The organism is Chitinophaga sp. Hz27, from assembly GCF_042263525.1.
In the GTDB taxonomy this organism is placed as follows: Bacteria; Bacteroidota; Bacteroidia; order Chitinophagales; family Chitinophagaceae; genus Chitinophaga.
Window position 1 is genome coordinate 86,239 of record NZ_JBHKFJ010000007.1, and the last position, 13,153, is coordinate 99,391.

Genomic DNA, 13,153 nt, shown 5'->3' on the forward strand with positions numbered 1-13,153 from the left:
AGTTCCGCATTTACAGTTGCAAGATGTAAAAATAATATTGATAAGACAATACCGCCAAGGGGTGATTTTCAAAGCTGTACAAAAATAGCATAGTGTAGCAATTCCTGCACATTTCTGCACCTCAGCTTTTGCATAATATTTTTACGATGAGTTTTGACTGTATCTATGGAGATATATAGCTGCGCAGCAATCATAGGATTAGTGAGTCCACGCACGATCAATTGAAATATCTCTTTTTCTCTGGCAGATAAAGAATGGAATTGCTCTGCATGGGCCATTTTAAACAGGGAGCTTTTCAGCATACGGTTTAGCAGGAAAATGTACTCATTGAGCTCTTCACTTGCGATCTGCAAGGTTATTTCAGACTGTCCTTTAGAAAGGCTCCTGACCTTAATTTGCGGAGGCTGTGCAATAGTACGTTTATTACTCTTAAGGAGCCATTGCATTGCCTCTTCCGGATCTTTAAAAAACCGGGAGTTTACGTTAGCCTCTCCTTCTTCAAACAAGTTAGCCACAGACAACAGGTGCAGCATGTTATCACCTACTACGATGCCTACCTTCCCGTCAAAGCCAGCCTTGATGGCCGCAACATTCAGGAAAGAGTCTGTCCAGTGTTGGAGATCGGGTGTAATGGAGTATTCACAGTTGTTGTTGTACCAAAGCGTATGTTTGGGCAGCACCCGCATATAGGCTTCTTTAAAGGCAGAAATACCGGCAATATATTCTTCTGCGGTAGCACAGGTAGCCCAGTTAGTAGCTAGTATGCCATTTTTTTCGTGTAAGGATACATCGATAATATCAGTTGTAGTAACAAGTTCCATAAACGGCGGATAAATAGTGACGTAAGATCAGGCTGGTACCTGTAGTTGGTAATACGTATAAGGCCACGCTTCAGAACAGTTGCTCTTCGGATAATTCAGGAATAGTCGGTGTTGGTATTAATTGTATAACCAAGATAATCATTTTATTCATTCATACAAGAGCTGCGTACCAGCTTTTTATTTTCGTCATTAGCGTTTATCTTGGGCAAAATTTTAACCACATGTCACACTATACACCGGATACGGCCCGCTATAATAAAATGACCTATCAGCGCTGCGGTAAAAGCGGTCTGGTATTACCAGCAGTATCGCTGGGTCTCTGGCATAACTTCGGCTCCATCGACAATTTCGAAAATGGCCGTAGTATTATACGCCATGCTTTTGATAATGGTATTACACATTTTGATTTAGCCAATAATTATGGTCCTGTGCCAGGTAGTGCAGAGGAAAATTTCGGGCGTATTTTGAAGAAAGATTTTACTGGTCATCTCAGAGATGAATTAGTTATTTCCACTAAAGCTGGCTATACAATGTGGCCAGGGCCCTATGGCGACAAAGGCTCGCGGAAATACCTGGTTGCCAGTTTAGACCAGAGCTTACAGCGAATGGGTTTAGATTATGTAGATATTTTCTATAGTCATCGTCCGGATCCGGAAACGCCGATAGAGGAAACAATGGGCGCGCTGCATAACCTTGTTCAGCAAGGGAAAGCACTGTATGTGGGTTTATCGAATTACACCGCAGAACAAACCGCGGCGGCTATTTCAGTTTTGAAATCGCTGGGCACTCCTTGCCTGATTCACCAGCCCAAGTATAGTATGTTTGAAAGATGGGTAGAAAATGGTTTACTGGATGTATTGGAGGCTAACGGTGTCGGATGTATTCCTTTTTCTCCACTCGCACAAGGATTATTGACCAACAAATATCTCCATGGTATTCCAGAAGGTTCCAGGGCCAGCAAACCATCTGGTTTCCTGCAGGAAAAAGATATTACACCTGAGAAGATCAATAAGGTACAACGCCTGAACGAACTGGCTACGCAACGTGGTCAAACCCTGGCGCAAATGGCGCTGGCGTGGATTCTCAAAGACAGCAGAATTACTACCGTGCTAATAGGCGCCAGTTCTGTTAAGCAGCTGGATGATAACCTGCAGGCATTGGAAAATCGCAGGTTTAGCGCTGACGAGCTTTCTGCTATTGAAAATATTTTAGGATAATTTTTAATAAAAAAACAAGAAGGTGTCTCAAAAATAATATCAAACTGAAACAGTTGACAGATGTATTGTTTACAGCAATAATTGAATATATACCATTCGCTTATCTGTATTCATTTTGCAGAACTGATCTCTGCTTGCTGTAGAGAAGATACCCTGCCGCTGACAATTAATTTTGAGACACCTTCTTAATTTAATAATAGTGTATTAATCTACCCTTACAACCACCTTTCCTACTGTTCTCCAGGTTTCTACTTGCAGGTGTGCTTTACCCATTTCATCAAAAGGATATACTGCGGCTACGATGGAGCGTAACCTGCCGTCTTTCAGCCAGGAGGCGATGTCTTGCATATCTTTGCCATTGGAGTTAACCAGTATGAACTTCCCGTCTACCTGATAACGTTTAGCCATTTCCGTTGTACCTTCCAATGCTCCGCCGCTGATGGTGATCAGGTTTCCGCCGGGCTTCATTACTTCCAGGGAGGTGGCCACGGATTGGAGTCCTTGGGAATCCAGCGTATAGTCTATACCGTTAACATGGTCTTTGAGTGGCTGTGTATTATAATCTATGTGCTGGTCGATGCCTAATCCCAACAGTACTTCTTTGTTTGCGGCAGAGGAGGTACCGATTACATAGGCGCCCAGACCTTTTGCAATTTGCACGGCATAGTGTCCAACACCGCCGGCAGCGGCATGTATCAGCACTTTCTGACCGGGCTGGATATTTCCGTTACCGACTATTGCCTGCCAAGCGGTGAGGGCGGCCAGTGTGGCAGCAGCGGCTTCCTCATGAGAAATATTATCTGGCTTGATGGCCAGCTGATCTGCGGGCACCGCTACGTATTCCGCATAGGCCTTCCCGTTACCTGGGAAGTTGACCATTCCAAATACAGGATCATTGACATTAAACAAGGGGGATTCGCTGGCGACAACTATACCGGAGATATCCCATCCTATAATCATTGGATCTGTTTCTTTCAAGACTTTTGCAAAACCGCTACCGGAACGGGTTTTCACGTCTACTGGATTTATGCTGATAGCTTTTACTTTTACCAGTACTTCACCAGCGTTGATTTCAGGGGTAGGTATATCTTTGATCACCAGATTTTCTACGGGGCCAAAGTCTTTTAAAATTAGTGCTTTCATCTGTATAAATAATTTATGAAAGCAAATTTATACAGACGACAACCTTATTTACCTGTACATATTTTCCATAATTATGTAATTAAATACGCTCATCTAATTTCACCACTACTTTTCCGGCAGTTCTTCCTGATTCTATTTGCAGATGTGCTTTACCGATTTCTTTAAAAGGAAATACAGCTGCGATAATTGATTTCAACTTTCCTTCAGCTAGCCATGACGCGATTTGTTGCATGTCTTTTCCATTGGATTGTACGCGGATATAGCTGGCATTCACCGGATAGCCTTTTGATTTATCTGCGATAATAGCTTCAGAAGCGCCTGGCAGGCTAATCAGGGTACCACCGGGTTTGATAACCTGTAGCGAAGTGGTGATGTTGTCGCCACCTAAAGTATCGAGTACAAAATCGAGGTCACTGACTTGCGCTTTCAGTGGTTGCGTGGTATAATCGATATGCTGATCTACGCCCAGTTGCTGCAGTAGCTCTTTATTTCTGGCAGAGGAAGTACCGATTACATAAGCACCTAGTTGCTTCGCTATTTGCACGGCATAATGCCCCACCCCTCCTGCCGCTGCGTGTATGTGCACTTTATGGCCAGGTTGTATGCTGGCGGCAGCAAGCGCCTGCCAGGCCGTCAATGCTGCCAGGGTAGCTGCAGCAGCTTCTTCATGGGAAATAATATCAGGCTTCAGCGCCAGCTGATCGGCAGGTACGGCTACGTATTCTGCATAGGCTTTTCCATGGCCCAGGAAATTAACCATTCCAAAAACAGCATCACCAGTTTTGAATGCAGACGATTTACTTTCAGTTACCGTTCCGGAAATATCCCAGCCGAGAATGATGGGATGTATATCTTTCAGGAACTTAGCCACACCTCCGCCAGCACGTGTTTTCACATCAACGGGGGTAATACTCAGGGTGTTTACTTTTACCAGCACCTCTCCTGTTGCAATCTCAGGTACAGGAATATCTGCCAAAACAAGATTATCGATCTCTCCAAAATCTTTTAGTATCACTGCTTTCATAGAACAATTATTTTAATGAAAGCAAATTAATACTACCTCATTAATCAAAATCTGTACAATCTTTCTATAAATCTGTACATTTATAACATCATGAAAAAACAACAGCTCTACGAACCATTCGAAATTGAGATCAAGGAACTTCCTGCTGGAAGCATTGAAACCGCTCATGGCCACCACTTCTTTGAGCTGGCATACATTGTTTCCGGGAAGGGCATTCAGCATATCAACAACCATCATTGCCAGTACCATCCAGGGCATATGTTTCTGATCACACCCGAAGACGTACATGCGTTAGAGGTAGAGACCACCACGATTTTTTTCTTTTTAAGATTTACAGATATATACATTCAGCAACACGCAGTTTCACTGGAAAATATTGAAAAACTGGAAAGCATTTTACAGAATGCGAATCATCAACCGGGTTGTATTCTTAAAAACCAAACCGACAAATGCCTGGTAAAACCCATGGTGGACGCGGTTATCCGGGAGAAAGTGAATAGAGACATTTACAACCAGGAACTCATACATCTCATGGTAAACACCCTGATCGTAGTGGTGGCACGAAATATTGCCAAGTTTTTACCGCAGCAAACGGATGAACAAACGGATGCTAAAGCCCTGGATATCCTGCAATATATTCGTCAGCATATATTTCAACCGGAGAAGATCAGGGCAGAGATTATCAGTAAACATTTTGGCGTATCAGAACATTATCTCGGTAGGTATTTTAAGAAGCACACCAATGAGACGATGCAACAATTTGTGATGAACTACAAACTAAGGATGATAGAGCACCGCTTACAGTTCAGCGATATGCGTATTAGTGAAATCGTGTCGGAGCTTGGGTTTACAGACGAAAGTCATTTGAACCGATTCTTTAAAAAACAGAAAGGTGTGAGTCCTACCGCGTTCAGAAAAAGTAACAGAAGGATACCAATGTCGTCGTGAACAGTAATACCCTTCGTATAGTCATTTAAGTTTGGTTCTTTTTGCTCTTACATATTGTACAGGCCATGGCATATCGTCGTATTGCAGGTCGTGAGCGGCCCTTAGCGGGAAATATGGGTCCCGGAGCAATTCTCTGGCCATGATCACGAGATCAGCCTTGCCTTCAGCGATGATGCTTTCCGCTTCCTGCGGGGTGGTGATCATGCCTACGGCGCCGGTAGGGATATTCGCTTCTTTACGGATCTTTTCAGCGAAAGGCACCTGATACAGTGGCCCCACCTGAATTTTCTGGTGTGCTGCTAATCCGCCGGTGCTGGTATCTATCAAATCAACGCCTTTCTCTTTAAGTATGCTGGCGAGTTTCACGGATTCTTCGGGTGTCCAGCCGCCATCGGCCCAATCCGTAGCGGAGAGGCGCATGAACAGCGGGAATTGCGGTGGCAATACCGCTCTCACGGCTTCAGTTATTTCTACCGCCAGTCGTATCCTGTTTTCGAAAGAGCCGCCGTATTCGTCGGTACGTTGGTTACTGAGCGGCGACAGGAAGTTATGCATCAAATAGCCATGAGCGCCATGTAATTCTATTACTTCAAAACCTGCTCTGATAGCGCGTTCTGTGGCTGTGGCAAAATCTTGTATTACTTTTTTGATGCCCTCTTTGGTAAGTGCTACCGGCAATGGATATACGTCGTTGAAAGGAATGGCGCTGGGTGCGTATACAGTCCATCCGCCCTGATCTTCCGGAACAGCTTTATGTCCTTCCCATGGGCGGCAAGTACTTGCTTTTCGGCCGGCATGGGCCAGCTGCATGCCTGGTACAGCTCCCTGCGACTTAATAAATTGTGTGATACGTAATAACATGGGAAGATGTTCTTCTTTCCAAATGCCCAGATCCTGTGGGGAGATACGGCCTTCCGGAGAAACGGCAGTAGCCTCTGTAATAATCAGTCCGGCCCCGCCAACGGCACGGCTACCCAGATGTACCAGGTGCCAGTCATTCGCGAACCCATCTTCTGAGGAGTACTCACACATGGGTGACACCACAATTCGGTTCTTCAAAGTGATCGCCCTTAGTTGAAGGGGCTCAAATAAATGTGCCATGATACTGATGGTTTTCCATACTGAAGGTAAGAAAAGATAGCCAATGCCTTTATGCTGCGCAGGCATCTCCCTATTACAAAATTGTTATTTTAATTGTTGATCAACAGCTGATGTATGAATCTTTTCTTGGTCAAATTTTAACTTTTTGCAATAGTTAAAATGGTTTTCTTCGTCTGGTACTAAACCTGCTATACCCGTGGACAATACTATTCAACCCTGGCCGCTTGCTAAGCGCATTCTTTTCCGTTTTTTATTTATTTACCTGATCTTGTATATCCCTACTGTTGCGATTACAGAAACTGCTATTCCAGGCCTCACACCTTTATGGAAGTGGATGACGACTACCGCCGGTAGTATCCTTTACAGCAAAGCCTATACAAATAATATTCATCCCACGGGCAGCGGCGATACGCAGTTTAATTATGTATGTCTTTTCACCAACCTCCTGCTAGCTCTGGCAGGCACCATCATTTGGAGTATCCTGGACCGCCGGCGGGCATCTTACAGTAGCCTAAGTTACTGGTTCAGGGTATTTCTTCGTTACTGGCTGGGCATCATGTTATTGACATATGGAATGAGCAAAGTGATACCACAGCAGTTCCTGCCACCTTCTCTCTATGACCTGGACAGGCCACTTGGCGAATCTTCCCCGATGGGACTGGCCTGGAAATTTTTTGGATACTCGGTAGGCTATAATGTGTTTATGGGACTGGCGGAGGTGATACCGGGGATTCTACTGTTCTTCCGCCGAACAACGCTGTTAGGTGCATTAATGGCAATAGGCGTCATGGGACATGTTTTTGTACTGAATCTCACTTATGATATTCCAGTGAAGCAGTTATCCGGACATTTGTTATTCCTGGCAATAATAATTGCGGCGCCTGAGTGCAAACGATTGTGGCAATTTTTTACCAATCAGAATTTCGTGCAACCGTCTACGTTATATACACCCGTATATACCAAACGTTGGCAGTTATATCTTTTTAAGGGTATCAAGATATTTTTCCTGCTACTGGCGGCGTATGTCTTCTTATACAGAGCCACTACCAGAGGATTTAGCTATAAAACTAAAATGGCGGAAAGGTCCGCGTTGTATGGTATTTATGAAGTAAAGCAAGCCGATGTTGCGGTAGATTATTATTATATTAACCGCTGGCAGAAAATATATTTTGACCAGGGAAATACTTGTGTTATTATCAGTGGCGATAGTTCTACTTTTTATTTTAAAAACAAGGTAGACAGTGTGCGGAAGACCGTTTCCATGATAGGTCCTAAAATGGGCAGCTATGATTTCAAGTATACGGAGTTGCCGGATAATCAGTTACAACTCACTGCTATTATCAATAATTCGCCGGTAACTTTACTACTGCAAAGAAAAGCATTGGATCAATATCCGTTGATGAATATGCCATTTAAGTGGATCAATGAGTATCCGATTAATCAATAATAAAATGGGCTGGCCTTTTGTGAATGCCAGCCCATTGTTTTCATTTATTCATCTCCGTTAGTAGCCGTGATTCTGGTCCAGTGTAGATTTCCCATCTTTAATACTCAAATCAATCTGGCGCTGGGGAATAGGAAAATATTCATTCTTCTTAGCGGTAAATCTACCGCCCGCGATATCTGAAGTAATAGTAGATTCATATGTAAAGTAGGCATTGAGCGTTGTTTCAGCTTCTCCCCATCTTACTAAATCAAAAAATCGATGTCCTTCCATTGCCAGTTCCAGCTTACGTTCGAAGTGGATAGCTTTTAGCGCCCAATCTTTTCCGTTGCCGGCAAAGGTTCCGGCAGTATAAGTGCCGATGACGTAATTAGCCGCCGGATCATCTGTAGTACCTTCCAGTGGGTGAGCGTCATCGATGTAGGCATGCACCCATCCGGAAGGGTCCATGGCGCGGGCTCTCACCCTGTTTACATAGGCTTCCGCTTTGGATAGATCGCCGGCCTGGGCCTGGCATTCAGCAGCCATTAGCAATACATCAGAGAAGCGGATCATCACATAGTTGATTGCATTACCCGGGGCCCAGCCATTGGGATCATAGAACTGATCCTGGGTTGCCTGCATGTAAACATTTTTCTTAGGAGAATAAGGACCGGCAGATGTTTGAGTACGAATCCAATCACGACCTGGATGCAGGCCCCAATCCAGGTATGGAATGCCTCTGCGACCTACTGTCCAGTCAAGGCGAGGGTCCAGGTTTCCCTGATCCGGTGTAAAATCATCTGCCGATGCAATACCCATATCGTTTTTCACCGGGTGTTGGTTGTAATCATCCAGGTACGGTAAACCGTTTGCATCGGTACGATAGGAATTTACCAGATCTTGAGAAGGCTGATAAAAGCCACAGCAGCTGAAAGGGCCACCATAAGGATAGTTCAGCATTTCACCCTGGTTAGCATTACCTGTTCCACCAGAGCCATCGTTTGCACTGTATTGAATAGAGAAAACGGATTCCTCATTATTTTCTGTTGCACCATCATAGTTATCGTGGAAATGCTTTACCAGGTCGAATTTCGTGCCTTTGGTAGTAACACCATTATTGATAACATTTTCGAAGATGGGCATGGCATCACTATATTTTCCCTGGTAGAGATATGTTTTGGCGAGATAAGCAGCTGCCGCCCATTTATTAGCTCTTCCCACCTCTGACTGGCGCTCATTCAGGTTTTGCATGGCATACTGAAAATCAGCTTCTATTTTAGGCCATATACTTTCTTTGTTTGGGAGCTTGTATTGATCTACGTTGAGATTAGAAAAATCGGTATTGGTTTCATCCATCCAGGGCACTTTATCAAACATCTTTTTTAAGTCTGAATAAAAATGCCCGCGCAGGAAACGTGCTTCTGCAGCCACTTCTGTCTTTTCTGCATCGGTCATATCCGTGACTTTGGTTAGGAGATGCAAAACAAAATTGCATCTGCGTATGCCTTCATAATTCACGCGCCATTTATCATTGAAGAAGCCGTTGCTGGCATTGGTACCAAATGTTGCTACTGTTAGAATTGTGGAAGCATCATCAGGAGAACTGCCTTTATGTGCATCGCCGCCGCAAACGGAGCCATACACCCAGTTATCAGGCGATACCACATAGCCGCTTCCTCCGGAGAGGTTTACCATATCACCATTTACAAAGTCTTGTCCGTCGATAGCGCCGTATGCGCCTACCAGCAGGATATTCACCCCTTTTTTATTGGTAAGCTGTGATTCATCGAGGGCTGCCTGTGGCTTACGTTCCAGGAAATCTTTACTACAGGCGCTCAGTAACAAAAGTATACCTGTAGCCCATCCAAAAAATCTATGAGTATGTGTGTTCATGTTCATTTTTTTTGCATCAGGAGATCAGAAACCGAGATTAATACCGATCAGATATTGGCGCTGGTTGGGGTAACCGCCTTCATCTACACCAAAGTCCGTAACGCCTGCGCCGCTGATTTCAGGATCGAGGCCGGAGTATTTAGTGATGGTGAACACGTTGGCCGCTTGCAGGTATAAACGTAGTTTGTTGATATGATACCTGCTAAGCCATGCGGATGGCAGCGTATATCCCAGCTGTATATTTTTACAACGCAGGTAGCTGCCATTTTCCACCATATAGGAGTTAGGAACGCCGCTGGTGCTGGCATAGGCGTTGATTTCCTGGATTGGCGCTTTAGCATCGTGGTGATCGGGGCGCCAGGAGTCATACAAGGCCGTTTTGCTTTTTGCTCCTTCAAAAGTGCTGTAAAAGTCTCTCCACCAGCGCACATTATTCCAGATCTGATTACCATGTGTACCAAAGAAAAACATAGAGAAGTCGAACCCTTTATAAGCCAGTCCGATGTTCAGTCCATAGGAGAAATCAGGATTAGGATTGCCGAGGAAAGTACGGTCATCTGCATCTATCTTCCCATCGTTATTTACGTCTGCATAACGAAATCTTCCCAGGCCTTCATCTGTCTGATAAACAGCATGTGGATCATTGGTGGCTTTTTGTGCAATGGCATCTGCCGCGTCGAGGTCTTGCTGACTATTCCAGAAGCCAATTACTTTATAACCAAAGAATGATGAAACCGGGTGCCCTACGGCATTCCGTATGATATTGCTACCGTCAAATCTTCTTGAATCTGTATCGAAGTAATCAACGCCATCAGCAATCTTCAGGATTTCATTCTTGTAGGTAGTTAGTGTACCCGTTACCGTTAGTTTGAGTCCTTTTGCGATCTCACTATGCCAGCCAATGGAGAAGTCGAAGCCGGTATTTTTCATACTGGCAATGTTTACAAACGGCGAGGCCGCGGTGCCTGCGAGGCCGGGCAGTTCTGGATTATACAGCAGGTCACGAATATTTTTCTGGTAATAGTCGGCAGAGAAATCGAGGCGACCATGCAGGAAGGTAGCGTCTAAACCGAAATTAGCATTACCATCACTTTCCCATCTGGCGGCCGGATTGCCGATCTGGAAGCCTGCAAAACCAGGGGTCAGACTTTTATTCGTTCCACTGAGATCGTAGTAGCTGGAATTACGATTGCCAGCATATAAAGAGAAGCCGTTGTTGATACCAAGGTTGAGCTGATTGCCCATGATTCCCCATCCACCGCGGAGCTTCAGGTCAGAGATCCAGGTGAGATGTTGCATGAATGCTTCCTGTGAGATGCGCCATCCTGCGGATACAGCAGGGAACCAGCCGTAGTGGTTACCGCTGATAAAGCGGGAGGAGCCATCACGGCGGATGGTGGCGCTAATCAGGTATTTATCTTTGAACGCATAATCGACGCGGCCTATCAGCGAGGCCAAAGCATCAATAGAACGGTTACTATAGTTGGTTTGGGTACCTGTGCCGGTAGAGAGGTCCGGGAAGTTAGGATCGAAAGTAAAATAGTCCATGGTGGTACCGCCCACAGAGCGACTATTATGCTCATAGGCTTCTGTGCCCAGCATCACTTTCAGGTCATGTGATTTACTGATGGTTTGATGATAGGTCAGGGTGTTGGTCCAGGTCCAATCATAGCCATTGTCTGCACTTTCAGAATAAGAATTCACGGAAGTATTTTCCTTGTTTTCATACTGTGGGTAGGTAAAAGAGTGGCGCCATGCAGAATAGACTTCTCCGCCGAAGCTGGTGCGGAAGGTGATATATTTCAGAAAGTCTATTTCAGCGAATACATTTCCGAGGAGCCGGCTGCTGAGACCTTTGTTGTTGCGCGTCCGATATTGAATGGCTACGGGATTGAAGGCATCGCCGAGGTCATCAGGTTTTGATCCTGCGAAGTTCCCTTTGATATCATACACAGGAATAATTGTTTGTTCTCTGATCGCATGGCCGATGACTGCATCGCTGGAAAGCTCGTCTACAGCAGGATTGTCGGTAACAGAATAGGCCAGGTTCTCTCCTACCCGTATATGATCGGAGATGTTATACTGTGTATTGGAGCGGATGGTATACCTTTTCAGATAGGTATTCATCAGTGTACCTTGCTGATTAAAATAGTTGAGGGAGAAGAGATAATTTCCTCTTTCGCCGCCGCCGCTGACAGCGATATTCTGGCTGGTGATGGGAGCTGGTCTGAATACTTCGTGATACCAGTCTGTCCCTGCTTTATTAGCTCTAACGATCTGATAAAAATTATTCATTTCGTTAGGGTCGGTATAGTCAGGGTTAAGAAAATACAGTTTAGGGTCTACCGCAGGATCCCCTTCCTTAGCGCCTTCCGGCAGGATATAATCAGGTATTATTGGCGTGTTGCCGTTACCGTAGAGCGCATCGCTTGGGTCCTGGCCGGAGTTTTTATAGGCCATCCATCGGAGGTTGGCTCTTTCTTGTGGGTTGAGGGTATTCCATACGTTGCCGCTTTTGGGAACCTGGCGGCCATAATAACCGTCATAGCTGACGTTGATTTTGCCGGCACCGCGGCGGGTCGTAATGATGATTACGCCGTTAGAGGCTCTTGCACCATATATGGAGGCAGCACCGGCATCTTTCAGGACCTGGAGAGTGGCTACATCATTGGGGTTGATATCTGCAATGCTGGTGGTGGGCACGCCATCTACAACGTATAGCGGGCTGTTGTTCCCAAAGGTATTAACACCACGGATACGTACTTGTGGCGCTTCTCCCGGCTGACCGGAGCCAATAACGGTAACACCGGAGGCCTGGCCTTGCAGCTGTTCTGTTATTTGAGCAGAAGGTTGTTTTTGCAGATTATCAATGTTCACGATGGCGACGGAACCAGTGAGGTCTTTTTTGCGCTGGGTGGTATATCCTGTGACAACAATTTCATTGAGAGCGCTGGCGCCTTCTTTCATGGTAACGTTTACCACTGCTCTACCGTCTACGGTTACACGCAATGATTCATAGCCGATGGAGGAGAATTCCAGGGCTTCAGCGGTGGCGCCAGTAGTGAGCAGACTAAATGTTCCGGATGGAGTGGTGACCACGCCATTGTTAGTACCCGCTACCTTCACGGTTACTCCTGGGATGGGATTACCTTTCACATCTTTTACGGTTCCTTTCACCGCATGTTGCTGCTGTTGTGCATCATGTGTATTGGTAGCAGCAGGCTTTTCGGTGATGATATAAAAATGTTCCCGGAGTTTTTCGAAATGCAGGTTAAATGGCGCGAGTGTTTTCAACAGCGCTTCTTCGGCGGAGTGGCAGTCGCTGACCTGTACCGGCGATTTCTTACTTTTCACCAGGTTGCTTTTATAGGCGATAGAGACCTGAAAATGTTGTTCTATCAGTTGCAGAACGGTTTTCAATTCTGCTTCCTGCAGCCGTTGGGCATCGGGCGCTGCTACTACGGGAACGGCTGTACTATTTGCAGCCAGGTCCTGGGCAGCCAATGTTGGGGACAGGAATAACAGGGCTAATGACGGCATTAGCATTACACGTAAACCTTTTTTCATTAATACAGGTTTT

General features: G+C 45.4%; 9 protein-coding genes. 3 read left to right on the forward strand and 6 right to left on the reverse strand.

Features of this window, described 5'->3' with window-relative positions; all coding sequences use genetic code 11:
* Positions 1-68 precede the first annotated feature (68 nt).
* Positions 69-821 carry a response regulator transcription factor gene (locus ACE38W_RS17285; protein ID WP_375832554.1) on the reverse strand — a complete coding sequence of 251 codons (753 nt, stop codon included), beginning with the start codon at positions 819-821 and terminating at the stop codon, positions 69-71.
* Between the two features lie 221 nt (positions 822-1,042).
* Between ACE38W_RS17285 and mgrA the strand changes: the two genes are divergently transcribed.
* On the forward strand, positions 1,043-2,038 hold the full coding sequence (mgrA, locus tag ACE38W_RS17290; protein ID WP_375832556.1) for an L-glyceraldehyde 3-phosphate reductase: 996 nt from the start codon (positions 1,043-1,045) through the stop codon (positions 2,036-2,038).
* A gap of 204 nt (positions 2,039-2,242) precedes the next feature.
* Here the strand turns inward: mgrA and ACE38W_RS17295 are convergent, their stop codons facing one another.
* Positions 2,243-3,181, reverse strand: coding sequence for an NADP-dependent oxidoreductase (locus tag ACE38W_RS17295; RefSeq protein WP_375832558.1), 939 nt, complete (start codon positions 3,179-3,181; stop codon positions 2,243-2,245).
* Between the two features lie 79 nt (positions 3,182-3,260).
* Positions 3,261-4,205 (reverse strand): NADP-dependent oxidoreductase, encoded by a 945-nt coding sequence (locus ACE38W_RS17300; protein WP_375832559.1) that lies wholly within the window; start codon positions 4,203-4,205, stop codon positions 3,261-3,263.
* A 90-nt stretch (positions 4,206-4,295) separates the two neighbouring features.
* On the opposite strand from ACE38W_RS17300, the gene ACE38W_RS17305 reads away from it, so the two are divergent.
* Complete coding sequence (locus ACE38W_RS17305) at positions 4,296-5,153, forward strand: helix-turn-helix domain-containing protein (protein ID WP_375832561.1); 858 nt, start codon at positions 4,296-4,298, stop codon at positions 5,151-5,153.
* A gap of 21 nt (positions 5,154-5,174) precedes the next feature.
* Here ACE38W_RS17305 and ACE38W_RS17310 read toward each other — a convergent pair whose 3' ends face one another.
* The gene (locus ACE38W_RS17310) at positions 5,175-6,254 is read right to left on the reverse strand and encodes an NADH:flavin oxidoreductase/NADH oxidase (RefSeq protein WP_375832563.1); all 1,080 of its coding nucleotides are present in this window, start codon (positions 6,252-6,254) and stop codon (positions 5,175-5,177) included.
* A gap of 196 nt (positions 6,255-6,450) precedes the next feature.
* Here ACE38W_RS17310 and ACE38W_RS17315 point away from each other — a divergent pair, with 196 nt between their 5' ends.
* A complete protein-coding gene (locus ACE38W_RS17315; RefSeq protein WP_375832565.1) occupies positions 6,451-7,701 on the forward strand; it encodes a hypothetical protein in 1,251 nt (416 codons plus the stop codon).
* A gap of 57 nt (positions 7,702-7,758) precedes the next feature.
* Here the strand turns inward: ACE38W_RS17315 and ACE38W_RS17320 are convergent, their stop codons facing one another.
* Positions 7,759-9,573: a RagB/SusD family nutrient uptake outer membrane protein gene (locus tag ACE38W_RS17320; protein WP_375832567.1), complete on the reverse strand. Its 1,815-nt coding sequence runs from the start codon at positions 9,571-9,573 to the stop codon at positions 7,759-7,761.
* A gap of 24 nt (positions 9,574-9,597) precedes the next feature.
* Positions 9,598-13,140, reverse strand: coding sequence for a SusC/RagA family TonB-linked outer membrane protein (locus ACE38W_RS17325; protein ID WP_375832569.1), 3,543 nt, complete (start codon positions 13,138-13,140; stop codon positions 9,598-9,600).
* Positions 13,141-13,153 lie beyond the last annotated feature (13 nt).

Bases quoted from the DNA above. Each gene is read 5' to 3' on its own strand.
- ACE38W_RS17285 (WP_375832554.1), bottom strand. From the start codon at position 821: ATGGAACTTGTTACTACAACTGATATTATCGATGTATCCTTACACGAA.
- mgrA (WP_375832556.1), top strand. From the start codon at position 1,043: ATGTCACACTATACACCGGATACGGCCCGCTATAATAAAATGACCTAT.
- ACE38W_RS17295 (WP_375832558.1), bottom strand. From the start codon at position 3,181: ATGAAAGCACTAATTTTAAAAGACTTTGGCCCCGTAGAAAATCTGGTG.
- ACE38W_RS17300 (WP_375832559.1), bottom strand. From the start codon at position 4,205: ATGAAAGCAGTGATACTAAAAGATTTTGGAGAGATCGATAATCTTGTT.
- ACE38W_RS17305 (WP_375832561.1), top strand. From the start codon at position 4,296: ATGAAAAAACAACAGCTCTACGAACCATTCGAAATTGAGATCAAGGAA.
- ACE38W_RS17310 (WP_375832563.1), bottom strand. From the start codon at position 6,254: ATGGCACATTTATTTGAGCCCCTTCAACTAAGGGCGATCACTTTGAAG.
- ACE38W_RS17320 (WP_375832567.1), bottom strand. From the start codon at position 9,573: ATGAACACACATACTCATAGATTTTTTGGATGGGCTACAGGTATACTT.
- ACE38W_RS17325 (WP_375832569.1), bottom strand. From the start codon at position 13,140: ATGAAAAAAGGTTTACGTGTAATGCTAATGCCGTCATTAGCCCTGTTA.